Origin of the sequence: Krasilnikovia sp. MM14-A1004, from assembly GCF_047159485.1 — a bacterium.
Taxonomy (GTDB): domain Bacteria; phylum Actinomycetota; class Actinomycetes; order Mycobacteriales; family Micromonosporaceae; genus Actinoplanes.
The window spans coordinates 1,950,009-1,974,926 of record NZ_AP038773.1; the positions used below are offsets into that span (position 1 = coordinate 1,950,009).

The 24,918-nt window shown below is 71.4% G+C and carries 26 protein-coding genes; 14 read left to right on the plus strand and 12 right to left on the minus strand.

What is annotated here, in order from left to right; genetic code table 11:
• Positions 1–119: 119 nt before the first annotated feature.
• From ACMCNN_RS08905 to ACMCNN_RS08915, 3 genes are read right to left on the minus strand one after another with little or no spacing between them, the layout of a single operon-like run.
• A complete protein-coding gene (locus ACMCNN_RS08905; RefSeq protein WP_412745702.1) occupies positions 120–1,034 on the minus strand; it encodes a helix-turn-helix domain-containing protein in 915 nt (304 codons plus the stop codon).
• Positions 992–1,510: a DUF6879 family protein gene (locus ACMCNN_RS08910; RefSeq protein ID WP_412745703.1), complete on the minus strand. Its 519-nt coding sequence runs from the start codon at positions 1,508–1,510 to the stop codon at positions 992–994. The genes ACMCNN_RS08905 and ACMCNN_RS08910 overlap by 43 nt, the downstream gene beginning before the upstream one ends.
• On the minus strand, positions 1,511–1,849 hold the full coding sequence (locus ACMCNN_RS08915; RefSeq protein WP_412745704.1) for a hypothetical protein: 339 nt from the start codon (positions 1,847–1,849) through the stop codon (positions 1,511–1,513).
• A gap of 556 nt (positions 1,850–2,405) precedes the next feature.
• Between ACMCNN_RS08915 and ACMCNN_RS08920 the strand changes: the two genes are divergently transcribed.
• Entirely contained in the window at positions 2,406–2,792 is a 387-nt protein-coding gene (locus ACMCNN_RS08920) for a PadR family transcriptional regulator (RefSeq protein WP_412745705.1), read from the plus strand.
• Complete coding sequence (locus ACMCNN_RS08925) at positions 2,789–3,799, plus strand: hypothetical protein (protein WP_412745706.1); 1,011 nt, start codon at positions 2,789–2,791, stop codon at positions 3,797–3,799. Before ACMCNN_RS08920 ends, ACMCNN_RS08925 begins: the two co-directional genes overlap by 4 nt.
• A 279-nt stretch (positions 3,800–4,078) precedes the next feature.
• Here the strand turns inward: ACMCNN_RS08925 and ACMCNN_RS08930 are convergent, their stop codons facing one another.
• On the minus strand, positions 4,079–5,326 hold the full coding sequence (locus tag ACMCNN_RS08930) for a YncE family protein (RefSeq protein ID WP_412745707.1): 1,248 nt from the start codon (positions 5,324–5,326) through the stop codon (positions 4,079–4,081).
• Positions 5,327–5,508: 182 nt separating this feature from the next.
• Between ACMCNN_RS08930 and ACMCNN_RS08935 the strand changes: the two genes are divergently transcribed.
• The 4 genes from ACMCNN_RS08935 to ACMCNN_RS08950 all read left to right on the plus strand — a co-directional run bounded on the left by ACMCNN_RS08935 (position 5,509) and on the right by ACMCNN_RS08950 (position 8,337).
• Entirely contained in the window at positions 5,509–6,657 is a 1,149-nt protein-coding gene (locus ACMCNN_RS08935; RefSeq protein ID WP_412745708.1) for a PucR family transcriptional regulator, read from the plus strand.
• A complete protein-coding gene (locus ACMCNN_RS08940) occupies positions 6,654–6,815 on the plus strand; it encodes a hypothetical protein (protein WP_412745709.1) in 162 nt (53 codons plus the stop codon). The genes ACMCNN_RS08935 and ACMCNN_RS08940 overlap by 4 nt, the downstream gene beginning before the upstream one ends.
• 98 nt (positions 6,816–6,913) lie before the next feature.
• A complete protein-coding gene (locus ACMCNN_RS08945; protein WP_412745710.1) occupies positions 6,914–7,564 on the plus strand; it encodes a DUF6230 family protein in 651 nt (216 codons plus the stop codon).
• 38 nt (positions 7,565–7,602) lie between these two features.
• Positions 7,603–8,337: a hypothetical protein gene (locus tag ACMCNN_RS08950; protein ID WP_412745711.1), complete on the plus strand. Its 735-nt coding sequence runs from the start codon at positions 7,603–7,605 to the stop codon at positions 8,335–8,337.
• Between the two features lie 6 nt (positions 8,338–8,343).
• On the opposite strand, the gene ACMCNN_RS08955 is transcribed toward ACMCNN_RS08950, so the two are convergent.
• The gene (locus tag ACMCNN_RS08955; protein ID WP_412745712.1) at positions 8,344–9,048 is read right to left on the minus strand and encodes a TetR/AcrR family transcriptional regulator; all 705 of its coding nucleotides are present in this window, start codon (positions 9,046–9,048) and stop codon (positions 8,344–8,346) included.
• 33 nt (positions 9,049–9,081) lie between these two features.
• On the opposite strand from ACMCNN_RS08955, the gene ACMCNN_RS08960 reads away from it, so the two are divergent.
• Positions 9,082–10,020: a ribose-phosphate diphosphokinase gene (locus ACMCNN_RS08960; protein WP_412745713.1), complete on the plus strand. Its 939-nt coding sequence runs from the start codon at positions 9,082–9,084 to the stop codon at positions 10,018–10,020.
• Between the two features lie 174 nt (positions 10,021–10,194).
• A complete protein-coding gene (locus ACMCNN_RS08965; protein WP_412745714.1) occupies positions 10,195–12,162 on the plus strand; it encodes a protein kinase domain-containing protein in 1,968 nt (655 codons plus the stop codon).
• A gap of 19 nt (positions 12,163–12,181) precedes the next feature.
• Here the strand turns inward: ACMCNN_RS08965 and ACMCNN_RS08970 are convergent, their stop codons facing one another.
• Both ACMCNN_RS08970 and ACMCNN_RS08975 read right to left on the minus strand, forming a co-directional pair.
• Positions 12,182–12,583 carry a PLD nuclease N-terminal domain-containing protein gene (locus ACMCNN_RS08970; protein ID WP_412745715.1) on the minus strand — a complete coding sequence of 134 codons (402 nt, stop codon included), beginning with the start codon at positions 12,581–12,583 and terminating at the stop codon, positions 12,182–12,184.
• A gap of 122 nt (positions 12,584–12,705) precedes the next feature.
• Positions 12,706–13,506 carry an SGNH/GDSL hydrolase family protein gene (locus ACMCNN_RS08975; RefSeq protein WP_412745716.1) on the minus strand — a complete coding sequence of 267 codons (801 nt, stop codon included), beginning with the start codon at positions 13,504–13,506 and terminating at the stop codon, positions 12,706–12,708.
• Positions 13,507–13,695: 189 nt separating this feature from the next.
• Between ACMCNN_RS08975 and ACMCNN_RS08980 the strand changes: the two genes are divergently transcribed.
• Positions 13,696–14,154, plus strand: coding sequence for a hypothetical protein (locus tag ACMCNN_RS08980; protein WP_412745717.1), 459 nt, complete (start codon positions 13,696–13,698; stop codon positions 14,152–14,154).
• Positions 14,155–14,255: 101 nt separating this feature from the next.
• Here the strand turns inward: ACMCNN_RS08980 and ACMCNN_RS08985 are convergent, their stop codons facing one another.
• Both ACMCNN_RS08985 and ACMCNN_RS08990 read right to left on the minus strand, forming a co-directional pair.
• The gene (locus tag ACMCNN_RS08985; RefSeq protein WP_412745718.1) at positions 14,256–14,969 is read right to left on the minus strand and encodes a hypothetical protein; all 714 of its coding nucleotides are present in this window, start codon (positions 14,967–14,969) and stop codon (positions 14,256–14,258) included.
• A complete protein-coding gene (locus ACMCNN_RS08990) occupies positions 14,966–15,493 on the minus strand; it encodes a SigE family RNA polymerase sigma factor (protein ID WP_412745719.1) in 528 nt (175 codons plus the stop codon). The genes ACMCNN_RS08985 and ACMCNN_RS08990 overlap by 4 nt, the downstream gene beginning before the upstream one ends.
• 139 nt (positions 15,494–15,632) lie before the next feature.
• On the opposite strand from ACMCNN_RS08990, the gene ACMCNN_RS08995 reads away from it, so the two are divergent.
• A complete protein-coding gene (locus tag ACMCNN_RS08995; RefSeq protein ID WP_412745720.1) occupies positions 15,633–16,301 on the plus strand; it encodes a hypothetical protein in 669 nt (222 codons plus the stop codon).
• Here ACMCNN_RS08995 and ACMCNN_RS09000 read toward each other — a convergent pair.
• Positions 16,298–17,137, minus strand: a complete 840-nt coding sequence (locus ACMCNN_RS09000; protein ID WP_412745721.1) for a patatin-like phospholipase family protein — start codon at positions 17,135–17,137, stop codon at positions 16,298–16,300. The two genes, ACMCNN_RS08995 and ACMCNN_RS09000, sit on opposite strands and share 4 nt — an antisense overlap.
• Positions 17,138–17,312: 175 nt before the next feature.
• Here ACMCNN_RS09000 and ACMCNN_RS09005 point away from each other — a divergent pair, with 175 nt between their 5' ends.
• The gene (locus tag ACMCNN_RS09005; RefSeq protein ID WP_412745722.1) at positions 17,313–18,068 is read left to right on the plus strand and encodes a hypothetical protein; all 756 of its coding nucleotides are present in this window, start codon (positions 17,313–17,315) and stop codon (positions 18,066–18,068) included.
• Positions 18,069–18,287: 219 nt separating this feature from the next.
• Here ACMCNN_RS09005 and ACMCNN_RS09010 read toward each other — a convergent pair whose 3' ends face one another.
• The gene (locus ACMCNN_RS09010) at positions 18,288–20,057 is read right to left on the minus strand and encodes an IPT/TIG domain-containing protein (protein WP_412745723.1); all 1,770 of its coding nucleotides are present in this window, start codon (positions 20,055–20,057) and stop codon (positions 18,288–18,290) included.
• Between the two features lie 152 nt (positions 20,058–20,209).
• Positions 20,210–21,355, minus strand: a complete 1,146-nt coding sequence (locus tag ACMCNN_RS09015) for a glycoside hydrolase family 26 protein (RefSeq protein ID WP_412745724.1) — start codon at positions 21,353–21,355, stop codon at positions 20,210–20,212.
• Positions 21,356–21,697: 342 nt separating this feature from the next.
• Between ACMCNN_RS09015 and ACMCNN_RS09020 the strand changes: the two genes are divergently transcribed.
• From ACMCNN_RS09020 to ACMCNN_RS09030, 3 genes are all read left to right on the plus strand, one after another.
• A complete protein-coding gene (locus tag ACMCNN_RS09020) occupies positions 21,698–22,918 on the plus strand; it encodes a beta-1,3-glucanase family protein (protein ID WP_412745725.1) in 1,221 nt (406 codons plus the stop codon).
• Between the two features lie 146 nt (positions 22,919–23,064).
• Positions 23,065–23,487: a hypothetical protein gene (locus ACMCNN_RS09025; RefSeq protein ID WP_412745726.1), complete on the plus strand. Its 423-nt coding sequence runs from the start codon at positions 23,065–23,067 to the stop codon at positions 23,485–23,487.
• Positions 23,488–23,491: 4 nt separating this feature from the next.
• Positions 23,492–24,916, plus strand: coding sequence for a multicopper oxidase family protein (locus ACMCNN_RS09030; RefSeq protein WP_412745727.1), 1,425 nt, complete (start codon positions 23,492–23,494; stop codon positions 24,914–24,916).
• The last annotated feature ends 2 nt before the right edge of the window (positions 24,917–24,918 follow it).

Sequence of the window (24,918 nt, forward strand, 5' to 3'; positions counted from 1 at the left end):
AGCTGCCCCCGCCGATGGACCCTTCATCGGCGGGGGCAGTTGCCTGGCCGTGACCGTGAATCGTCCTCATGGCCTGGGCAGCGGAGTAGGAGCCGACTCCGTCAACCGGCTCCGGTTCGCTACGGGTTACTCGCGATATCCCGAAGGATCAAGGCCTCCAGCTCTGCCTTGATGAGGTCGCGTGCCGCCGGGCCGTAGACCGCTGACTCCGCCAGGGTGGCGAACGCTCGCAGGTAGAGGGCGATTTCTCTCGGCTGAGTCACCGAGATCTCGGCGGATACCGCCTCGATGTGGACGAGACGCTCGTCGAAGATGATGAACTGATTGGAGGGCGCCAAGTACGGCGCGCTGGACGGTACGACTCCCAGCCTGATGCGGCTCATCGACATGACCGAGAGCAGGCGATCCAGTTGCCCGACCATCACGTCCCGGTTCCCGACGCTGGTCCGCAACGCCTGTTGTGCAAGGACGAAATGGAAATGGTGGCCCGGCTGGTAGAGGACCTGCTGCCGCTGCATGCGTGCCGACACGCCCGCCTCCACGTCGTCCGGCGTCTCGTAGAACGTGGTCACCCGACGCAGGACGGCGGAGGCGTACTCGGCCGTGTGTAGGAGTCCGGGAATCAATGCGGGCTCATACCACCGCATGATCTCAGTCTCGGCTTCCAGGGCGAGTGACTTCTCCTGGCGTGCCTTCGTGCCGGTGCGCAGCCGACGCCGCCATTCCACATACATCGATTCGATGTCGCGGGCGGTTACGGTCAAGTCGTCGGCCTGGTCCTCGGCGCGGCACAACGCGCACCAGATTCTGACGTCGGCTTCAGACGGGGTTTGCTTGCCATATTCGATCTTCGACACCTTGGAGCTGTGCCAACCGGCCAAGTCCGAGAGTCCTCGGCCGGTCAGCCCAGCGTCCCGGCGTATGTCGCGAAGGCGCTTGCCCAACGTCTCGCGGGCCTGGTGAACACTGTTGGTGACCAACGAGATGCCGGTTAACGGGCCAGATAGTCGGCGTGGGGAATCGCGCGGGACCAAAGATCATCCCGCACGCGGACACATCGCTTCACGATTTCGGGGTCGAGGGTCTCCGCTCCGCCGGAGAATGCGCCGTCCGTTCTGAACACCGTGAAGACGACACGGTCACGATCGAAGAGCCAGAAGTCGTCCGCGGTGATGTCCAATCCATCCAGACGATTGCGTGGCAGCCAACGGATGTCCTCCCCGGCCGCGATGTTGAGCGGTGCGACGGTCAGACCCCACCGCGTGTAGTCGACGTGAGGCACGGAGACGACGCGGACCCGCTCCACCGATCTACCTGATCTGATTGCGTCCCGTATCAGGTCCAGCCAGTTCTGATGCCACGCGAAGTCGTCCGGTTCCCCGGCCAGGAACTTCCGGAAGGGCTCCGATTCCTCGGGAGTGTCGTACGTGTCGTCGACCTCCAGGTGGAATGCCGTGTGATCGAACGTCCGGAAGAGGTTCTCGAACTCCGGACCCTGCAGTAGGCGCATCTAGCCGTCCCCTCGTCGCTGCGCGACTTCGACGCAGGCCTCGTGATCGGGAACGCTCAATTCCGCCTCGATCGTAGGGTCGGTCACTGCGACTCCGGCAAGCGTGTAGGTGGCGCATTCGCCACTGTCGCCACGCCAACGCCGACCCGTTGCGTGCAACGTCGTCTCGAGCGCGGCACCAGCCGGCAGGTGCCTCAGCAGCGACTCCGGTATCTCCACGATGTTGGACGGTTCGCCGAGCACCCTCCAGCCCTGAACCAGGTAGGTGCCGCGATCGGTGGCGTACAGCGTCGGGGAGCCGCCGCCCTGCGTCTCCTTGCCGAGGAGCATCAGGTGCATCTGTGATCCCTTCGGTGAGAAGTTGCTTGGATTTGCTCACTGATATCTCAGGATCCGTCGCGTTTCGTTGGTGTGTCAACGTAATGCACGCGAGCAAACTCAAGCAAACATCTTGGAGTTCTTCGCCGTCGTCCATAGTGTTCGGTCCGAACGAATACGCCTGCATTCGGAGGAACGGGATGGGTCTCGTGATCGCCGTGGTGGCCGCACTCGCCGTCGGTTTCGTGGTCGGCCTACTTGCCTTCAAGGTCAAGCAGCAGTGGTGTCCGGCGTGCGGCGCGACGCTGCGGTGTCCAACCCATGGGGAGGGCGTCCAGGTGTGGAGTTCGAAAAGGTGACGGATCGGGTGCTGCACCTCCCGTCCCTGCCCCGCTGGGACTGCCGCCATTGCGGCCTCGCCCGGCCGGGGCGGCCATCCGGCTCGACGTCCGCGGACTCGGCCCTATGCCGCCGGGAGTGGTTGGCGGGCCAGCTGTGCTGGGGTCGCCTCGTCGCGCTGACGACGCGACCTACTGCATCGCTACCGATATACCTTCGTAGCCGTTATATTGCTCGGGTGACTTCTCCGTTGCGTGAACCGACGTTCCTGATCCTCACCGCGCTGGCCGGCGCCCCGCTGCACGGATACGGCCTGATCGCCGAGGTCGACCGCCTCTCCGAGGGCCGGGTCAGCCTCCGCCCCGGCACCCTCTACGGAGCCCTGGACCGGCTGGCCGATGACGGCCTCGTCGCCTCCGACCGGGAGGAGGTGGTCGACGGCAGGCTCCGCCGGTACTACCGCCTCACCCCCGACGGCGAGCAGGCGCTGCGCGCCGAGACCGAACGCATGCGCCGCCACGTCGAGACCGCGATTGCCCGCCTGAGCGGCCGCAAGGGCACCTCCTTCGCCTTCGCCACCGACCCGCTCGGCGTACGCGGACTCGTCCGGGAGGTGTGGGCGTGAGCAGCGACGCGACCCTGGCTCAGGCGTATCGGCGGCTGCTGTTCGCCTACCCGCGGCGGTACCGGATGCAGCGCGAACGCGAGCTGATCGACACCTACCTGGAAGCCGCGGGCGACCGGCGTCGTCCCAGCGTCTCCGACGCCGCCGACCTGTTCCTGGGTGGCGTGCGGCAGCGGCTGCGCGCGGCCGGGTTGTCGGGGGTCGTGGACGGCATGCCGATCGCGGCGGTGCTGACCCTGGCCACGGCCGCCGCCATCTCTGTCCACTTCCTGCTGTCGTTCGAGACGGCCACCCCGCGCAGCGTGTGGCACGTCGGGCCGTTCACGAGTCTCGCCGGGCTGGTCTACATCGGCTGGCTGCTCACGGCGGTCACCGCCGCCGTGCTGCCGGGCCGCCCGGCCCGCATCGCCGCCGCCGGAACCTTCGGGCTGCTCGCCGTGGTGACGATGCTGGCGGTGCTCCGGCCACCGTCGGCGTCGCTGCCGCCGTTCGTGTTGCTGCCGTTGCTGGCGCTCGGTGCGCTGGCGATCGCGCAACCGATGAACCCCTCGTGGCCCTTCCGGCTGGCGCCGGTCGCGACCGCGGTGGCGACACTCGCGGGCATCGCGGTCACCGGCGGTCCGCACAGCGCCCAGTTCATGCCGTACCTGGAATGCTGCGACGGCCAGGGGCCGGTGGCGTCCGCGCTGCACCGGGCCGCGGTGGGCCTGCTGGTCGCGGCCCTGATCGCCGCATTCTGGTACGGGCGGCGCCGCGACCCGCGTGGAGCCTGGGCCCTGTTGGTGCTGGCCACCCCGGTCGTGGCGCTGAAAGCCATGTGGGTGTACGACCTTGAGCCGTTCCGCAGCATCGCCTATTCGACGGTCGGCTCCAATCCGGTGCAGGTCGGTATCGCCGGGCTGCTGGCCGTCGCGTGTACCGGGGTGCTGCTGCCGCTGCTGGTCGGCTTGATCGTGCGGATCGCGCGGTGGCGTCGCGGCGACGTCTCCTCCGACGTCGCGCACTGACGGGACACCGCGCACCGACGGTATGCCGCCCGCCGACGGGACGACCCGCGCTGACGGCGACGACCCGCGCTGACGGCGACGGCGCGCACTGACGGCGACGGCGCGCACTGACGGAATGCCCCGCCTCGGCGGGCGGGATCGCCCACCCGCCCGCCGAGGCTTTCCCATCGCGGCTGCCGCGTCGGCGTCGCGGCGCCGGGTCTGTGCCGGCCGGTCGGCGACCGCCCAGCGGGCTGGTGCCCGCCCCGGCCGGTCCCGAGTGGGCCGGGGCGGGCCGCTTCACGGTGCGGCGGGCGGGGTCCAGTCGGCGGCCACGTGGCCGATCCGTACCCGTTGCGGGTGGTCGCCGACCGCGACGCTGGCCACCCGCTGGCCGGTCGCGAAGCTGATCGCGCTGACCCGGTCGGCGCCGGATTCGGAGATCACGCAGTCCCGCCCGTCCCCGCTGACCGTCGCCCAGTACGGCTTGTCCGCGCCGACCAGCGGCCCGGGCGCCAGGGTGGCCCGGTCGACGATCGTGGCGTACTGGTCCATGGTCCCGGCGACGCACAGCTTGGTGCCGTCGGGACTCATCGACAGCCCGTGGTGGCGCGAGTCGTTGACCCAGGTGGTGCGGTCCTCGCTGGTGGCGGGGTTCTCGGGCAGCTCCGCGACCCGGGTGATCCGGTCGCCGGCCACGTCGTACTCGACGACCCCGTTGAAGAACGACACCTGGAAGTACAGCGTGGACTCGTCCGGTGTGAAGACCGCGGGCCGGACGGCGTCGGACAGGTCCTTTCGCCCGGCGGCGTCCAGGCGTGGCCGCATGTCGATCGTCCTGACCTGGCGGAACGTGCGGCCGTCCACGACCGTGATGTGCCGGTCGCCCTTCGTCCAGTCCATCGCCGGGTCGTCGAGCGCGGTGTCGACGTTGCCGATGGACATGTTCCACAGGTACGCCCCGCCGCCGGTGTAGATGTTCTCGTGCGGCTTGTCGCCGGTGGTGAACGACCCGACCTGCCGACCCGTGACGATGTCCAGGACGTGCACGGTGTTGGTCAGCGACGCCGACACCGCGACCCGGGTGCCGTCCGGGGACACCGCCATGTGGTCGGAGCGGAAGCCCGACACCGGGAACCGCCAGCGCAGCGCGCCGGTGGCCAGGTCGATCGAGGCGACGTCGGCGAAGCTGGGCCGCGACACCACCAGCGCGCTGCCGTCCGGCGTGGTGTACATGTCGTCGACGAGCTGGTCGTGCCCCTCGCCGGGTCCCTGCTGAATGCCCAGGTAGAAGGCCAGCTTCACGGGATTGAGGTAGATCTCCCAGAGCCTCTGGTCGCGGTCCGGGACGACGTTGATCCGACCGAGTTTCGCGTACGTGCCGTGCGAGGCGATCACGTCGACGGTGCCGTCCCAGTTGTTGCCGACGAACATCACCTCCCGCAACGATGCGGCGGCGGACGCGGGGAGCGGCCCCGGTAGCAGCGCCGTGAGGACCAGGACCGCCGCGGCGGCGGCGAGCCGTGGACGCCTGCGGTGAGCATTCATGGCAGCTCCTGAATGGACACGGATTTCGACGTTCCGCTGGGCGGCACCCGGTGTTACCTTTCGGTAACGAGAAGGAAACAACGGATCGGTGCCCGTCCATAGGCTCCGGGCGCCAATGCCCGGACCTGCCGTTGTGCGCGGGCCACAACGGCGCCCCTGCGGAAAGCGGGATCGCGATGGCGATGAGACAGCGGGACGCGGCGATCCGTACGCTGCTGGACGACCTCGTCGCGGACGGCCGGATCCTGGACGAGATGGTCGAGGTGGCCCGCTCGCGTTCGCCGGAGGTGGCCCGGCTGCCGCACCTGGAGAGCCGCCGCCACATCCAGACCCTGCTGTCCACCGCGGTCACCGCCCTGGACCGGCTGGGCGAGCTGGGCGACCGGGACTTCACCCAGGCGGCCCGGCTCGGCGCCGAACGCGCCGCCCAGGGGGTGCCGATCGGTGCCCTGCTCTACGGTGTGCAGGCCTGCCGCTCGCGGGCCCTGGAGATCGTGGTGAGCCACGGGCGCGCGGCCGGCATCCCCGACGAGGCGCTGCTGGAGGCCGTCCTCGACGTGGACCGGTACGCGGCCACCCTGGAACGGCACGTCATCGAGGGTTACCGGGCGGCGGAGCGGCGGCTGGGCCGGGGGCACCGGGAGGCCCGCTCGCGGATGCTGCGCCGCCTGCTGCTCGGCGAGCACGGCGGGGTGCCGCCCCACGAGCTGGCCCGTTTCGGGTTGCGGGCGGACGGCCGGTACCACTGTGTCCTCGCCGAACTCGGCGACGTGACCCGGATCAGCCCGGTGGAGCAGTCGTTGTCGGCACTCGGCGCGGTGGTCGGGACGGTGGACGGCCGGCTCGCCGCGCTGGCCCCCCGGCTGCCCCCGGCCGTCGTGCTCGGCCGTACGGTGCCGGCGGTGGCCGCGCCCGCCCGCCCCCTCGCCGAGATCCGCGCGGTGTACGGCCTGTGCCTGACCACCCTGCGCACGGCCGTCCGGTACGGCCTGGCCGGGCTGAACGACGTCGTCGACCTGGCCGCGCAGACCGCCCTGACGGCGCAGCCGTTGCTGGCCGGTCTGCTGCGCGACGCGCTGCTGGGTGCGCTGCGGCCCGACGACGACTTCCATCGGGAACTGGTCGTGACGGCGCTCGGCTACCTGGACCACGGGCTGCGGCTGGATCAGACCGCGACGGCCCTGCACGTGCACCCGAACACCGTGCGCTACCGGCTGCGCCGGCTGCACGAGATCACCGGCATCCCGGCGCTCGGCGGGGAGCCGGGGGAGCGGCCCGACGTGCTGGAGACCACCCGCTTGTGGTGGGCACTGCGGACCTGGCTGGCATGACCGAGTGCACCGAGCGCAGCGAGGGCCGCGAGGGCATGCCCGGCCTGCACGGCATGACCGAGTGCACCGAGCGCAGCGAGGGCCGCGAGGGCATGCCCGGTCAGCACGGCATGACCGAGTGCACCGAGCGCAGGCCGTTTCTACTGGCGAGTAAATAGATGCTTGACGATGGCTCGCAAGGCGGTCTAGCGTGCCGCGCTATGAGACGCACTTCACTTTCCCGATCCATTCGCGACTGACAGAGGTGAGATTCCGCATGACGGCAACGGATCCGGCGCTGGTCGAGGGGTACACCCGCTGGCGCCGCTTCGCGGCGATCTTCGGCCTCAGCGCCGCCGCCACGGCGGTCACGCTGGCCGTGGTCGCCAACGGGGCGATAGCGGCGGGCTTCACGGTCTCCGGTCAGCAGTTCAAGGTGAGCGCTGACGAGCTCGTGGCCACCGGCTTCGTTCAGTACGGCACGGTCGACGCGCGCGTCGAGCCGGGCGGCGACAACCAGGTGCCCGAACCGGTGGCGGTGTCCGCCATGCGCACCGCGACCCTGAAGAACCTCTGCCAGTCCGTGGTCACCGACCTCGGCGACTTCGGTTCCGTCTCGCTGAAGATCCGCGCCGGCACCGGCGGCGACCCGGCCACCGCCCGGGACATGGTCGTGGACATGAGCCAGCTGGACGGCAACGCGAACTTCAGCAACATCGAGATCGGCCGGGACGCGTCCACTCTGGACAAGGGGCCGACCAACGATCCGGCCGAGCAGGCCCAGCGGCGTCAGGGCATGTTCAGCCAGCAGGCCGACACGGTCACCATCACCGACCTCAAGCAGGTCGCGTGGGCCACCAGCGCGGGCCAGTTCAACCTGCGCCACCTCTCCCTGCGGCTGCACTGGGGCAAGGACGAGTGCTTCTGATCCCCGCCGCCTCCATACCCCGAACGAAGGAGTTCGAGATGGGCCGTACCCCCACGTCCACTGTGCGCCGCGGAGCGGTTCTCGCCGCGGCGACGATACTGGCCGGCGCCGGCCTGACGGCGGTGACCGCCGGGCCCGCCCTCGCCGCCGCCGGCACCACCGTCACTCCGGCCGGCCACGCCTTCAGCGCCGCGCTCGTGACCGGTACCACGGTCACGTTCACGGTCGGCACGACGACCTCCACCTGCAACCAGTCCGGCAGTTCCGGGACCGTGCCGGCCGAACCGGCCAACAGCAACCCGGCCGGGCCGGTCGTGAACACGCTGGCACCGGCCTCCTTCTCGAACAACGGCGGCGCCTGCCCCACCAACGTCCCGTTCACCACCGCCCGCACGACCTCCAACTCGACCAACGGCGACTGGACGATCTCGTTGCAGTACGACCCGGCCGGCTCGGTGGGGACCATGACCATCCCGCAGGGCGGATCGATCACCCAGATCTCCGGGCTCGCATCGTGCACCGCCACGGTCGCACCGGACGGACCGGTCTCGATCAGCGGTGCCTGGGTCCCGGGCACCGACACCAGCCCGCCGGTTCTCGACCTCTCGGCCGGTGTGGCCCTGCCAGTCCGGGTGACCGGCGGCCTGGCCTGCCCGACCGGCGCCACCAGCGCGACGCTGAAGGCGCGCTACGCGGTCACCGACACCACGGACCCGGCCCAGCAGATCACGGTCGCGGCCGTATCCGCTGAACCGCCCCCGGCCGTCCGCTGACCGGGATCACCCGACGACGGGCTCGGCGGCCGACCGCGCGGCGGCCGCCGGGCCCAGGAACGGCACCAGCACCAGGTACGTCAGGTCGGGCAGCCGATCCGGCAGCTCGCCGACCCGGCCGGTGCTGACGTGGTCGTAGATGACCCCGTACACGCCCGCGATCGTCGCCTCGATCACGCCGGGCGACACCGGCGGGCGTCCCGCCCGGCGCGGCGCGTCGGCGAAATACTCCAGGTACGGGTGCAGCATCGCCCGGCGGCGGGCGCGGGCCCGGGGGCCTGCGGCGAGGACCTCGACCACCGCCAGCGCGGCGAAGGCCGGCTCGGCGGCCAGCGTCCGCAGCATCGTGTCCAGTCCCCGGTGAACGCGCCGGGGCCACGGCGCGGGCCGGGCGTACGCCGCGCCCACCGTCGTCTGCATCAGCTCGACCCCCAGTTCGAGGGCGGCCAGGAAACACGCCTCCTTGTCCGCGAAATGTTCGTAGAACGCGCGGGTCGACACCCCGGCGGCGGCGCACACGTCGCTCAGCGGCGCGGCGGCGTAGCCGCGTTCGGCCACCGTTCGCGCCATCGCGTCGATCAGCCGGTCACGCTGGGTACGGGCGACGAATTCCCGGGTCAGATCGTGCCGTCCGCGCGGCAGCCGCCGCTCGGGCGCGGTCGCCGAGCGGGAGCCGGGGATGCGCGGGCGCTCCCGCGTCACGTCGGACACGGGGCCAGCCTAATGGTGATCTAGGGTGGGCGCGTGCGTGACATCGCGGTGTTCTCCGGCAGTGCCCACCCCGAGCTGGCGGCTCAGATCTGCGAGCAGCTCGGGGTGCCGTTACTACCCGCCAAGGTCTCCCGGTTCGCCAACGACTGCATCGAGGTGCAGTTGCAGGGCAACTGCCGGGAGCGGGACGTCTTCCTGATCCAGCCGCTCGTGCCGCCGGTCCAGGAGAATCTCGTCGAGCTGCTGTTCATGCTGGACGCGGCCCGGGGTGCCTCGGCCGGGCGGATCACCGTGGTGCTGCCGCACTACGCGTACGCCCGTAGTGACAAGAAGGACGCCCCGCGCATCTCCATCGGCGGCCGCCTGGTCGCGGACCTGTTGCAGACCGCCGGCGCGGACCGCATCCTCGCGATGACCCTGCACTCGCCGCAGGTGCACGGCTTCTTCAGCGTCCCTGTCGATCACCTGCACGCGTTGCGCGAGCTGGCCCACCACTTCCGCGGGTACGACCTGAGCGACACCGTGGTGGTCTCGCCGGACCTGGGCAATGCCAAGGAGGCGGCGGCGTTCGCACGGATGCTCGGCATCGAGGTGGCCGCGGGCGCCAAGCAGCGGTTCGCCGACGACCGGGTCGTGATCAGCTCCGTGATCGGCGAGGTGGCCGACCGGGACGTCATCGTCCTGGACGACGAGATCGCGAAGGGCAGCACGGTGTTCGAGCTGCTGAACCGGCTGCGGGAGCGCAACGTGCGCAGCGTCCGGGTGGCCTGCACGCACGGGCTGTTCACCGGTGACGCGATCGCCCGGCTGTCGGCCGAGAAGGAGATCGAGGAGATCGTCTGCACCAACACGGTGCCGATCGCGCCGGGCAAGGCCACGGACAAGCTGACCGTGCTGTCGGTCGCTCCGGCGCTGGCCGAGGCGATGCGCCGGATCCACAACGGCGAGTCGGTGAGCGCCCTGTTCGGGTGACCGGTGAGGGGGCGTCCACCCCCACGAACGAGGGCGGTGGCGTGGGGTGACGGCCTTGTCGGGACTCCTACCCATCGTGCGAACTCGGGCCGTGACACTTGCGTGGCAATAAGGACAAAAGCAAGATTCCGGATCGGTGAGGAAAGGCAGCCGGCCGGAAGGACACGACCTCAGGTGACCCGGGATCCCGCAAGCGGTGCCGCGTCGGCGGCCGCCGACGGTCCGTCGGCCCTGGATCTGAGCGGCCGGTGCGTCGGTGGCTCGTACCTGCTCGTCGAACCCATCGGGCAGGGAGCCACCGGCCAGGTGTGGCGCGGCGTCGACCGCGCCACCGGCGCGCCGGTCGCCGTCAAGGTGCTCTACGAAGGGCTGCTCCACCAGCCCAAACTCGTCTCCCGCTTCGTCCAGGAACGCACCATCCTGCTCATGCTGCGGCACCCCAACGTCGTCCGGGTGCGCGATCTGTTCAGTGTGGGGGAGACCCTGGCCCTGGTCATGGACCTGGTGCCGGGCGGCAGCCTGCGCGACCACCTGCGCGAGCACCGTACGGTGGCACCGGCTGAGGCGGCCCGGCTCACGGCCCAGGTCGCCGGAGCCCTCGCCGAGGCGCACGAACTCGGGGTGGTGCACCGCGACCTCAAGCCGGACAACATCCTGCTGGAATCCGAGGACGGGCGGCTGCGTACGCGGCTCACCGACTTCGGCATCGCCCGGATGCTCACCACTCCCAGCCTCACCATGCCGCACGCGGTCGTCGGCACCCCGCACTACATGGCGCCCGAGTCGTTCCAGAAGGTGCCCGCCACCCCCGCCGCAGACGTGTACGCCCTCGGCGTGCTGCTCTACGAACTGCTCACCGGCCATCCGCCGTACGAGGGTGATTCGGTGCCGGAGCTGATGCGGCAGCATCTGGCCGGGCAGCCGGTGCGCCGCCCCGGCATCCCGGATCCACTGTGGGAGGTCATCCGGGACTGTCTGCAACCGGACGCCCGGTTGCGGCCCACCGCCGCCGGCCTCGTCGCCGAGCTGCGCCTGCTCCCGCACCCACCCGGACGGGTCGTACCCGGGCACCCCCTGGAGGCCCAGAGCCCGGCCGGTGCGACTCGGAGGATCCTGGATCCGGCCGGCCGCGCCGACGCCGCAGCATTCGTGCCGCCGGGCTCGGCGGGTGCGACTCGGATCCTGGATCCGGCGGGCCGCGCCGACCCCACAGCGTTCGTGGCCCCCGATTCGGCCGGTGCGACTCGGATCGTGGATCCGGCGGGCCGCGTCGACTCCACGAGCCCGGCAGGATCGGGCTTGTCGGCAGCCTCCGCGGGATCGGCGGCGCTGCCGCCGCGGTCGGGCGGATCGGGCAGGTCGGGCAGATCGAGCAGGTCGGGACGGGCGGGTCACCCCGACCCGGCCGGGGAGCGGCGCTGGGCCCGCCCGCTGGTTGCGGTCGTGCTGGTGGTGGGCGGTGTGATGGTCGCCGCGGGCGCCGCCACGACCGCATCGCGGCTGGGCCGAACGGACGGCGCGATCGCAGACACCGAGCTCGCCGGGCCGGATGTGGTACTGCCGGCGCGGTCACGGTCCATCACGTCGGCACCGGGGCACCTGAGTGTCAGCCACTCCACCGCCGACGTGACGTCACCGCGATCGTTGTCCGGCCACCCGCCCCGCCGCCAGGTCGAAGCCGCGGTCACTCGTACCGTGCCGTCCCCCACCGCTCGTAGTCGCGGACCGGCTCCCGCCGGTCCGCCGTCGCGCCCGCCCACGCGAACGCCCGGGGGGACGCCGTACGGGCCGCCGCAGTGCCGGCAGGACGTCCGGTCCACGGATTCCGGCCCGATCGTCGTGCAGGCCTGCTTCGCCCTCGGTGCCGACGTCAAGGTGCAGGCGGATCTGACCGCCCCGGCCGGTGGGCGAGCGGGCATGGTGGTGTTCCTCGTGGATGTCGACGCGGGCCGCCCGGCCGGGGTTGCGAGAGACTGTCGCCGGGTGCGGGACGCCGATCCGGGGATCCGACGGACCTGCGGACCCACCGCGCTGAACCCGCCGCGCGGGCACCGGTATCAGTTGGTGGTGTCGTGGCAGTACCGGACCCGCGGGACCGGTGAGGTGAGCGGCCGCAGCGTCAGCGACGTCTTCACCTGGTGAGGCGTGTCCCCGGCCAGGCCTACTGCTCCTCGGATCTGCGGCGCAGTTCCTCCTCGCGCTGCCGCAGGTCGGCCTCCCAGCGCCGGAGCAGCTCCTCGTCCTGTTTCCGGGACGGCGCGAGGCCGCGGAGAAACTCCGGGTCGTCGTCCGGCGCGACCGGCCGGGGACGGGGCCGCTCGTTCTCAGGGAACCCGCTACCGGGCCGCCACACCTGTCCATTGCTGAGGCGTACGGGCCGGGCGGGGCGGCCGGCGACGAACCATGCGATCGCGCCGATCGGCGAGAAGAGCAGGATCAGCAGGACCCACACCGCGCGGGGCAGTGCCCGGATCGTGTACTCCTCGGCGGAGAGGCAGTCGATCAGCGCCACGACCAGCAGGGCCAGGTCGAGCAGCGCGAACAGCGAATAGAGCCGGATCATGGCGACGATGATCGCAGAGCGGCGGCGATCGCGGGGCCCCGATGTCCTCCGGGGCCCCGCGATGCGGCGGACGGACGGCCCGGCGGCGTGGTGGCCGCCGCCGGGCCGCGCTTGCGGACGGATCAGAGTGCGTCGAGCAGGGCGGGCATGTAGCCGTCGGTGTAGCCCGTCTGGTTGGGGTGGAAGGAGTCGGTCGGTGGGGTCACGGTGATGCCGTTGATCCAGGCGCCGTTGGCGCAGATGCCACGGCCGTCGAAGTTGTTACGAACCTCGGCGTACCGGAATCCGGCCGCGCGGGCGCGGTCGCGGATGATGTCGTTGAGGTCATTGTCGCCCGCATTGATCATCTGCCGCTTGGCGATGCTCATGCCCGCGAAGCCGCAGCTCTCGGACGTCGTGTCGAACAGGACGGGGTAGCCCAGCACCACGATGTCCGCGTTCGGTGCGTGCGAGCGGATATCCCGGTACGCCGCATCGAGTTTGCCGGGCAGGACGTCGCGGACATAGTCGTGTGCTACGTCCACGATCGACTTGCAGCCGCTGTCGGACAGCAGGGTGCAGGAGATGACGACCGGCCCGAATCCCGCGTCATTACCGCCGATGGTGACGGTGACCAGGTCGGTCTTGTCGCTCAGCGCAATCATCTGGGTCAGCCGCATGCTGTCGATGGTGGCGCCGTAGCAGGCGATGTTCGTGTACGACTTGGGGTGGTTCTCAGTGGCCCATTGGGCCGGGTAGGCGAAGACGCTGCGCAGGCACAGCCCGCTCTGGTCCGGTGCGCCGGCACCGGCCGAGAAGGAGTCGCCGAGCGCGACGTAGTCGGTGTTCTGGTAGGTGACCGCTGCCTGGGCGGGGGCTGCGGTCAGGGCGGTCAGCAGGGTCGTCGTGACGAGGCAGGCCAGGACGGAAAGGCGTCTGCTCATCGGTGGGGCCTCCGGATCCGCGATGGGATGGGGGCCGAAGCGCTCCGGTTACCGCAGAGTAAGTCAAGAGAAGAGGTAAAGAAACACAGTGACATCGGTGTTACCTCGTAGTAACATCCGTCGATGTCACCTGCATCTATGTCATGCAGTCATGTTACGTGTGCGAATAGTGGCGTACTCTCACCGGCTTTGCAGCCGGTCTTCAGCGTGCGCACAAGTTCGGCCGCTAACTTTCAGAACATGGATGCAGAACGAGCCACCCGGATCGTCGAGACCCTGCAAACCCGCAACGTTTTCGCGCATGTGAAATTGCCGCATGCCGGCCTTACGCGGCACGGCGTCCGCGTCGTGCTGCCGGGCGGGCGCGAGGCGATCTGGGACACCGACGGTACGGCCGGTCTCGAGGCCCAGGTCATGCGTGACGGCATGCTGGTGGGCTTCGTGCCCTCCATCCCGGGTTCGGAGAACTTCGGCGACGCCCAGATCGTCGAGGCCATCGCCACGGCGGACTACGACCGGGCGGGTGCGACCAGCCGGCCGGCCACCCCGCGCGACCGGGTAGCGGCCGCGCCCCGTCCCGGCGCGGTTTCGGCCGCGCCCAGCCCGCTCAGCCTCGCCGCACGCCTACGCCGGACCTTCCGCGACTGACCCCGGGGGTCGGTCCCGACCGCGCGAGGGGATCTCCCCGCGGGTCGGCCCGCGAGCGCCCGAGGGCCGGTGTCCGACTTCCCGGCCCTCGGGCGCCCGGGTCATCCCACTGCGACGCTCGTGTCGCCGGCGGGCAGCACCCGGCCCTGCGCGTCCTTCGCGGTCAACCTGCTCAGTTTCGTGCTCGGCGTGACGTCGCGCGGCCGGAACCAGAACACGGTGACCGACGAGTCCTCGCTCCACACCGCGCGCTCGGCGATCACCGTGCGCCCGTCGGCGCGGGCGGTGATGGTCGCCGGCGCTCCGACGTAGTAGCCGAACGTCAGCGTCGTCCCGGCGTCGATCGTCATGGCGCGCTGCACGGCGTGGAAGCCGGGACTGCGGTCGGAGCCATCGACGTCGTTCGTCATGACCTCGTCCCTCAGGGACCCGTCGGCGGACCGGCGCCCGAGCTGGAACCCGAAATGCACGCCGGACTGGCCCGGAACCTCCACGGGTTGGGCGTAGAGCACCCACTCGGCGGCGTCGGCCTTCACCCCGGTCGGCATCACCTCGCCCAGTACGTGGCTGTTCGGAGCGGTCGCGACCCCGGCGGGACCGGCCGGCGCGCTGGGTGGCCCACCCGCCAGGCGGGCCACCTGGCCACCGCCGACCAGCAGGACGCCGACGGCCAGCGCGGAGGCGGCACCCACGGCGACGCGGCGCCGGCGACGCAACCGCCCCCCGGACGCCATGACCTGATCGAGGTTGAGGACCCGGGGCGCAAAGCCCGGCGGCGACTGCAACGCGTCGCGCAGGTCGTCGAGGTCGGTCATCGGTGCACTCCGCTCTCCTGGTTCCTGCGCTGTCCCGGCACGGGCGGGTCCACCACCGTGACGCGCAGCTTGGCCAGGCCCCGCGAGTTGAGGCTCTTGACGGTGCCGAGGGAGAGGTTCAACTCCCGCGCCACCTCCGCCTCGGGCAGATCCACGTAGTGGCGCAACACGATCACCGCCCGTTCCCGGGGTGACAGCACGTCCAGCGCGCCGATCAGCCAGCGCCGCCGGGTCACGTCGTCGGCGAGATCGCGCGGGACCGGTCCCTCGGGCAGCTGCTCCGTGGCGTACTCGCGCAGGGGGCGGCGCCACTTGTCGGTGACCAGGTTGGCCAGCACGGTGCGGGCGTACGCGTAGGCGTCGCGGCGGCGGACCCGGGCCCACGCCGCGTACGTGCGTACCAGCGCGGCCTGTGCCGCGTCCTCGGCCTCGTGCCGGTCGCCGGTCAGCAGGAACGCCACGTGCTGCAACCGAGCCGAGCTCGCCGTCGCGAACTCGACGAACTCGTCGTCACCGCGCGCCATGCGCTGCCATCTCTGCCACGGCCGCAACTACGAGCGAGCGCCCCGAAAGGTTGCCGGTCGCGGCGGCAACTTTTCGCCGCCACCACCCGTCTCGATCTGCGCACCACACCACCCGATCATCGAGGAGGGGATCCACCCCATGAAGAGCACGAGGAACCGCTGGCTGTACGCGGGCGGCTCGGCCGTGGCCTGCGCCGCCGTCATCGCCGCCGGTACGGTGGCCGCCAACGCCGGGATGACCGCGAGGACCGGCGGTCCGGCCGTCGGGGCGGGCGCGGCGCCGAGCGCGTCGGCGGCCCCCGTGCCGTCGACCAGTGGCGCACCCGGGCGGCCCGACCCCAACCCGCCGAAGCCCGAGCCCATCGGCCAGGTCATCGACAGCGGCATCGCCGCCCGCGAGGGCACCTGGGTGTTCTACGGCGTGCCCGTCGCCGAGAAGGCCCTGCCGACCGTGCATTTCGGGGTGATGGCCGGACGACGGCTGCCGGGTGGGACGCTCACCGCGGACGTCATGACCAACGAGGTCACCGGCTCCGACCGGGCGCCCGGCTTCCACGCCGTGCAGGCCGGGATGGGCATCGAGGCGGGCCAGTCACCGACGTTCGGCTACTACGCGGGCCCGGCGACCCGGATCACCGCCCGCGCGAACGGCCGTACGGTCACCGCGCATCAGGCGCGGTGGAGCGAGGACCGCTCCGTGGTGGTGTTCTGGTTCGACCCGGCCACCCGGGGGATCAGCCGGCTGGCCGCGTACGACCGGGGTGGCCGCAAGCTGCCCACGGGCAACGCCGGGGTCGGGGTCGGCTAGTTCCAGACCTCGCGGACACGCGCCACGGCCTCGGCCGCCTGCGACCGTCCCGCCTCGGCGGCGGGCGCACGGCGGGCGGGGTCGAGCGCGTTGGGGCCGATCGCCGTCACCGCGGCGGCGTCCGGGCTCACCACGACGGACCGCACGCCGGGGCCCAGTGCCGCGGCCTGGGCGTCCGGGCGGCCCGCGCGGCGGGCGGACCGGCTCATCGGGGCGATCACGACCACCCGCTGGCAACCGCGGGCGAGGTCGACGTTGGCCACCGAGCGCACGCCGCCGTCGACGTACCGGGTTCCGTTCACTGTCATCGGCGGCCAGACCAGGGGGACCGCGCAGCTGGCCGCGACCGCGTCGACCAGGGACACGCCGCTGCCGCGGTCGAAGACCACCACCTCGCCGGTCTCGGCGACGACCGCGGGGATGAGCAGCGGGGTGGTGGGCCACTCGTCCGTGCTGACCCGTTGCGCGATCACCGCGAGGCGTTCGGCCTCCGGCACCGTACGGGCGCGCAACGCGGCCCGGCCGATGCGGGCGCGGCCCTGGCGGCCGTCGCCGGGCCAGAGCCCCGCGATCGCGAAGTGCCAGATCACCCGGGCGCCGATCTTCGCCGCGATCTCGTGCGTGGCGGCGGCGCGCTGGGATGCGTACATCTCGGCCAGGTCGGCGCCCGTGGTCACCTGCGCGGCCACCACGGAGCCGGCCGAGGTGCCCACGAACAGGTCGGCGCCGGTCAGGTCGAGGCCGTGCTCGGCGAGGCCGTGCAGCAGGCCGATCTCCCAGGCGACGCCGGTGACGCCACCCCCGCCCAGCACCAGTGCCCTGCGGTCACCCGTCATGGCGCCATCCAAGCATGACGATCGACTATCCACCAGCGGGGACGCCCGGTCACGGTCGGTGAGAATGCCTTCTGTTTTGGCCCGGTATGTCCGTACGGATGGGACCATGGACGTTCGGGGCCGTCGCCGTTCCCGCGGGGCGACCCAGTCGAGACCCGCAAAGGACTTCCAGCACATGCGCAACGCAGAGCACGACGACTCCGCCGCCGGGCAGCCCGTGCCGGATGGCGTGTACGCGTCCGCCGTGGCACGCCGTTCCCGGCGCCGCAAGCAGATCCTGGCCGGGGCCCTCGGTGTCACCGCCCTCGTGGGCGCCGGGGTCTATCTGGTCGCGGACCGCGCGACCAGGGACACCGACACCGCCGCCGGGACCGGCGCTGTCGTGCAGCCGGGGCCGGGCGGCACCGGCCCGGGCGCCACGGCCGGAACCGGTGCCGCCACCACTGGTTCCAAGGCGCCCCAGCCGAAGGCGGGAGTCAAGCGCACCCCGTCGCCCGCCGTGACGACCCCGCGACCAAAGACCACGGCCGAGCAGATCGCGGCGGTCCGTTCGGCCGCACGCTCGGCTGCCAGCAGGGTCCACCGTCCGGTGACCCAGGGTCAGGTCGCGGTGGCTCCGCAGGACCTGACCACGTCGATGGTGCGCACCGGCGGCGAAAGCATCACGGTGTTCTCCGCTCATCAGGACCTCACCGGATACGGCCCGCTGGGCTGGGCCGCCGACAAGGGGAAGAAGGCGGGTGAAGCCCGCTGTACGCAACGGATCCGGACGAGCACGAACACACCGGCCACGATTCGCCCGACGATGCTGCTCTGCTGGAACACCAGCTCCGAACGCAGCGTGTTCACCATCGCGGTGAAGCCGTCCGGGCGCCCCGCTACGGCGAACAGCGTCGCGATCATCGACCGTACGCTGGCCACGCTGGACTGAGCGCCAGCCTCATCTCGAATCGGCCGGCCGCCTGAGTGCGGCCGGCCTTTCCGTTTGCGTCAGCCCGGTGCAGCGAGCGTGCTCCGATGACCGGCCGAAGCCGCCCCGGAAAGCGGGGCACGAAGGCGGCCCGGAGCGTTCGCTCCGGGCCGCCGCCGCATGCTCTTTTCCGTCAGGCGATCGTCCTGTCGGACCGGTCGCTCAGTGCTGTGCCACCGATCAGAACGGCGCGACCGTGAAGGTCGATCCGCTGGAGACGATCGACGTGTCCACACCCGCCGTCAGGCTGGCGCCCGGCGTGGAGTCGCTGACCACCGTCACGGTGTAGGTGCCGATCGGGACGTCCGCGGTGTTCGTCGTGCCGTCCGCGTTCAGCGTCGTGGCGAGGTCGAACGAGCAGATGATCTCCGTGTCCGAGATCGGGATCACGCTGGTGCACTCGGTGATCGGCGGGTTGGCCCAGTCACCCGTGGACGCGGTCGGGTCGTAGGTGTCGTTGACCAGGAAGACCCGTGCGTCACCGTTCGCGACCGGGTTGCCCGTGCCCCACGTCAGGGCCGAGAATCCGGCGCCCAGGATGTCCAGGAACACCGTCGGCGGCGTTCCGCTCGTGGGTGCGGGCGGTGCCGTGTTCGGCGTGACCGTGATGCCGTACGCGAAGGTGAACCCGTTCGAGCCGGTCAGGGTCTTAGTACCCGCGGCGGTGGTGACGCTCACGTTGAACTGGCCCGGCGCGTGTGCGCTGGTCGTGCCGGTGATCGAGGTGCCGGTCACCCCGGTGACGGTCACCGGGCTGCCGCCGATGGAGACACTCACGGCCGTCGGGTCGGTCGGGAAGCCCGTACCGGTGATCGTCACCGTGCTGCCGCCCTGCGCCGGACCGGCGGCCGGGTTGATGGCCGTCAGCGAGACGTTGGGCGCGATGGTGTAGGTGGCCGCGGCGGCTATGAGCAGGGCGCCCGGGCCCGTGCCCGCGTAGACGCAGGTGTTGTACTGCGCGCTCGTCTCCGCGCCCGTCAGGTCCACGCTCGTCGGCACTGTGACAACGAGCTTGCTGTTCGAGATCTTGGTGATACTCGTGCCGACGTCACCGGCCGGCGTGGCGCCGTAGGTGTCGGTGCAGGCGGTGCGGTTGAACTGCACACCCGGCGAGGTGATGCCGCTGAGGATCGCGGTGGCACCGGTCACGGTGATCGGCGTCGCCACGCCAGCCGGTCCGACGGACGGGCTGAGCGTGATGCCGGGGAGCACCTTGAGGGTGCTGCCCGAGCCGAGCAGTGCGCTGGTACCCACGGTGGTGCCGCCGTAGACGCACAGGTTGTACGTACCGTTGGCCAGCGTGTTCGGCGCCGTCACAGAGGCATCCGTCGCGTTGGTCTTCGTCGCGGTGGCGGTGGTGACGCTGGTCGTGGTGTAGAGGGTCGGGCAGGTGCCCGTGGCGAACAGCGCGCCGATCGTGGTGTAGTTCGTCAGCCACGCCGCGCCGCCCGCCGTGACCGTCAGCGTGGCCGTGTTACCGGCCCCGGCGGTCGCCGGCGTTGACGACAGGGTGGCCGCTACCACCGAGTACACCGGGGTGGTCGAGTGACCGGCGATGGCGGAGGTGGAGGTGGTGCCCGCGTACAGGCAGACGCGGTAGGTGCCGGCGAGCGCGACGGCAGCGGGCACGGTGACCGTACCGCTGTTCGCGTCGGTCTTGGTCGCGGTCGCGATGAAGTTGCCTGCCGACGACGTGGTGCCCAAAGTGGTGGGGCAGGTGGTCGCACTCGTGAGCCGTGCGCCCGGTGTGGTGACGCTGGTGTACACGCCGGTACCGGTCACGGTGATGCTGTTACCACCGCCGACGGTGCCGGATGTCGGGCTGAAGGTGACGACGACGTCGGCGGCCAATGCCGCCGTACTGGACGCGATGACGGCGGCGGCCACCGCCGTCGTCGCGATACCGGCGCGTAACAGATACGCGCCGGCCCTGCGTTGGGACTTCCGCATGCGAGGGTCCTCCTACGGGGTTCCAAGAACCGCGTTATGGGCTGGGTGGGCCCGTGCGCACAGCGGCGTCGTCGGGCCATCTCGCTCGGAGCCTAACTTGGCAATTCCGGACAAATGCGGAGAGTGATGAACTTGATTGGATTTGTACCTATTTAGGCGCCAAAGAGTCCCCGGTAGACGTCAGCGGAGCCCGGATTGCGCACGCAGCGTGCGTCCACGCGGAACAGGCTGGACTGGACACCTCCGGTGTCACAGTTGGAGAAATACGCCTCATACGCCAGATGCGGCGCTCGCGCGGCGAACCACTCGTGCATCCAGCGTATGAACTGCGGATTGTCCCGGCCCGCGTCCCCGGTCGGCACGACGCCCCACTCGCCCACGGCGAACGGCTTGCCGTGGCGCAGCGCGAATTCGTACAGCCAGGTGAGGCCCTCGGGGCGGGCGGCGATGCGGTCGAAGTCGGCCTTGGTGGGCGACCACGGATAGTGGTCGTAATTGTCGATGCCGACGATGTCGACGTACTCGTCGCCGGGGTAGCAGTTGGTGCTCAGGCCGCCGCAGAGGTGCTGTGGGGTGCTGTGCGCGTTGATGGTCCAGTCGAACACCACGGCGGGGTTGGTGGCGCGGATGTTGTCGGCGGCGTGGCGGTAACAGGCGATCCACGTCTGCGGGTCGCGCCCGCCCCACTGGCTCGTACGCTCGTTGAACTCCCACCCCAACCGCACGATCGAGTCACCCCGGCCGTACTGGACCATGAGGTTGCCGAAGTTGCGCCAGGACTGGTCGAACTCGCCCCGCGCGCAGGCGGGCAGCGCGGCCTCGCCGCCGATCGGCACCAGGCCCTGGGAGATGACCAGTACCCCGTCGAAGTCTTCGAAGTACTCGAAGGTCCACCCCGTGCCGCTGGTCATGGTCTCGTAGGAGGTCCGGTCGGTGTAGGTCTGGGCGACCCGGCAGGCCCGGCCCCGCTCGGCGCAGAACTGCGCGACACTCGCGGCGTCCAGCACGGGGTCGCCGTTGACGCCCGACAGGCCGTTCGGGCCGGGCCAGGCGCCGGCGGCCCGGGGCTGGGCCAGCAGGGTGTGTGCCGAGCGCTCCGGCGGGGTCGTGGCGGGCCCGCCGGTCGGTGCGGGCGGGGCCGACGCGCTCCGGGTGACGGGCGGGGGCGGCGGCGCCATGTGGCTGGTCTCGGCCTTCGTCTGTACGGCGGTCGCCGCGCCGAGCCCCAGCAGGGCGACGACCACAGTGCCCGTCGCGATCCAGAGGGAGCGCCGGCTGGACGCGGGCTGGCTGGCCATGCGGGAGAAGCCTCCTGGTCGATGTGCGGACGCTGTCCCGCCGTGCACGGGTGATCCCCGGTGCGGGGCGTCCGGTCGGGCGCCGTCGCCACCGAGGGTAGCCGCCGCGGGCATGCCCGTCCGCCGCCCCGCCTGACTCCCCTGGCATGTCGGGGACCGGGGCGGATCCGGGGGCGCGGTTCCGGAACCACCGGATTCGGAAATCTGGCGTTAACGTGCCATTGACAATCATGACTCACTCCACGGATGCTGAGAGCGCTCTCACGGCCGTGAAGCACCGTCCCGCCACCGTCGGCGCTCCGTCCCCGCGCCGGCGGACCCGACGTTGCAGGAGGGTCCACCGTGTTCGAGCAACCTCGCCAGCCCCGCCGCCGACGCCGCCTAGCGGCAGCCGCCGCCGCGCTCGCGGTCGGCATCAGCACCGCAGTCACGGCCATCACGACGACCGGCGCCGAGGCCGCGGTCACGGCCGACACGCTCCCGCTGACCATCGCCAACCAGTCGGGTCGCGGCGAGCAGGTGTACGTGTACAACATCGGCACCCTGCTCAGCACGGGCCAACAGGGCTGGGCCGACGCCAGCGGCACCTTCCATCCCTGGCCCGGCGGCGGCTCACCGCCCGTGGACGCACCGGACGCCTCGATCACCGGGCCCGCCGCGGGCGCCAGCCTCACGATCCGGATGCCGAAGTTCTCCGGCCGGGTCTACTTCTCGTACGGCCGCAAGCTCGTCTTCCAACTCGCCACCGGGGGCCTCGTCCAGCCCGCCGTGCAGAGCCCGGCCGACCCCAACGCCGACACCCTGTTCAATTGGACCGAATACACCCTCAACGACGACGGCCTGTGGATCAACAGCACCCAGGTCGACATGTTCTCCGCCCCGTACGCGGTCGGGCTCACCAGGAGCGACGGCAGCACCATCAGCACCGGGCGGCTCAAGCCCGGCGGCTACCGGGCGTTCTTCGACGCGCTGCAGGACCTGCCCGGCGGATGGGCGGGCCTGGTCCGTACCCGCTCCGACGGCACCGTCCTGCGGGCGCTGGCCCCCGGTCACGGCGTGGAGGCCGGTGCGCTGCCGGGCACCCTGCTGGACGACTACGTCAACCGGGTCTGGGACCGGTACCGCGTCCAGACCCTGACCGTCGCCCCGTTCGCCCAATCGCCCGAGATCGAGTACTACGGCCGGGTCACCGGGGACGTCATGACGTTCACGGACGCGGCCGGGCGGGTCGTCACCACCTTCGGCAAGCCGGACTCCGACAGCATCCTCGGCTGCTACAAGCTGCTCGACGCCCCCAACGACCTGGTCCGCGGCCCGATCTCACGGACCCTGTGCGCCGGGTACAACAGGGGCACGCTGCTGTCCAGCGCGGACCAGCCGTACAACGAGCCGGGCGAGTTCTACGCCGACGACGTCACCAACGAGTACGCCCGGCTCGTGCACGCGCAGATGGCGGACGGCCGGGCGTACGCGTTCGCCTTCGACGATGTCGGCGCCCACGAGTCGCTCGTGCACGACGGGGCGCCGGTGCACGCGTCCATCACGCTCGACCCGCTCGACTGAACAGTGCGCCCCGAGCAGGGCCGGCGCCGCGCCGGCCCTGCTCCCACGCGCGACGCCGACCACGCCACGCCGGACCCTGCCCGAGCGGCGCGGCGGCATCCACTAGCCTGTGCCGGTCTCGTACCGCCGCTGCACAGGAGGCGCAGATGCGCACCGCCTACCGGGTCCTGGCCCTGCTCATCGCCGTCGGCGTCGTGGTGCAGGCCGCCACCGTCGCGTACGCCTGGTTCGTGGTGCTGCACGACACCGACTCCGGCGGCGTGTTCGACAAGAACACGATGAACGGCGGCCACGAGGCGCACGAGGTCATCGGCATGATGGTGCTGCCCACGATCGCGGTGCTGCTGCTCCTGGTCGCGTTCTTCGCCAAGGTGCCCGGCGGGGTGATGTGGGCCGCGATCACCCTCGGCGTGGTCCTGCTCCAGGTGGTGCTGGGCACCACCGGTGCGAGCGTCCCGTTCGTCGGCCTGCTGCACGGCATCAACGCGTTCGCGGTCGCCGGTGTCGCCTCGGTCGCCGCCGCCAAGGCGCGCCGTGCGGGCGAGGCCGCCGCGGCCACCCCGGCCTGACCCGGTGTCCGGACGCCTGCGCCTGGTCGTCGCCGTGGTGGCGGCCGCGGCCGTGCTCGGACCGCTCGGCTGGTTCTGGCAGCGCAGCCTCGTACCGGACACCTACGACATGGCCGCCATGGGGTATCCCGACGACGGCGGCGGCCCACCCGGTCACGGGCACGTCGGCGGCCTGAGCGTCGCCGACCTGACCGGCCCGTCCGGCCCGGCCGACGTGTCGGTCACCCTCACCGCCCGCCGCGAGGGCGCCGGATACACCCTCAACCACGTCTCGCCCGGCCCGGAGATCCGGGCCCGGCAGGGGCAGCTCGTCGAGGTGCGGCTGGTCAACGAGTCAGTGCCGGACGGCGTCACCCTGCACTGGCACGGCGTCGACGTGCCCAACGCCGAGGACGGCGTCGCGGGCGTCACCCAGGACGCGGTCGGGCGCGGCGGGTCACACGTGTACCGGTTCGTGGTGCGCGACGCGGGAACGTACTGGTACCACTCCCATCAGGTCGGCCACGAACAGGTCCGGCTCGGCTTGTTCGGCGCGCTGGTCGTCACGCCCGCACCGCCCGCCACCGTCGGATCCGATGCGGACCCGGTCGTCGCGGTGCACACGTACGGCGGGAAGCGCACGGTCAACGGCCGGGCGGGGGTGAGCAGCCTCAACGTCCGGCCCGGCATGCGGGTACGCGCCCGGATCATCAACACCGACGCCGGGCCGATCCGCGTCTGGGTCGGCGGCGCCCCGTACGAGGTGGTGGCAGTGGACGGGCGGGACGTGCACGGGCCGTCGGCGGTCACGGACACCGCCGTGCTGGTCACCGCGGGCGGCCGGATCGACGTGGCGTTCACCGTGCCGGAGGCCGGCGCCCGCGTCGAGGTCGGTGCGAGCACGGCCCTGGCCGTCGGCCCCGGACCGGGCGCGCCCACCACCGCACAGCCGCGGGCCACCCTCGACCTGCTCGGGTACGGCACACCCGCACCGCTCGGCTTCGACCCCGCCAGGGCCACCCGGGTCTTCGAGTACCGGGTCGGCCGCCGCCCCGGCTTCCTCGACGGCCGCCCCGGTCTGTGGTGGACGGTCAACGGGCATCTCTTCCCGGACCTGCCGATGTTCATGGTCGCCACCGGTGACGTCGTACGGATGACGGTCGCGAACACCAGCGGCGAGGTGCACCCCATGCATCTGCACGGCCATCACGCCGTGGTGCTCAGCCGCAACGGGACCGCCGCCACGGGCAGCCCGTGGTGGGTCGACTCCCTCGACGTGGCCGACGGCGACACGTACGAGATCGCGTTCATCGCGGACAACCCGGGCATCTGGGTGGATCACTGCCACAACCTGCAGCACGCGGCGGAGGGGCTGCTGGCCCACCTGGCGTACCAGGGGGTCAGCACCCCGTACCGGGTCGGTGGCGCGGCCGGTAACCAGCCCGAGTAGGC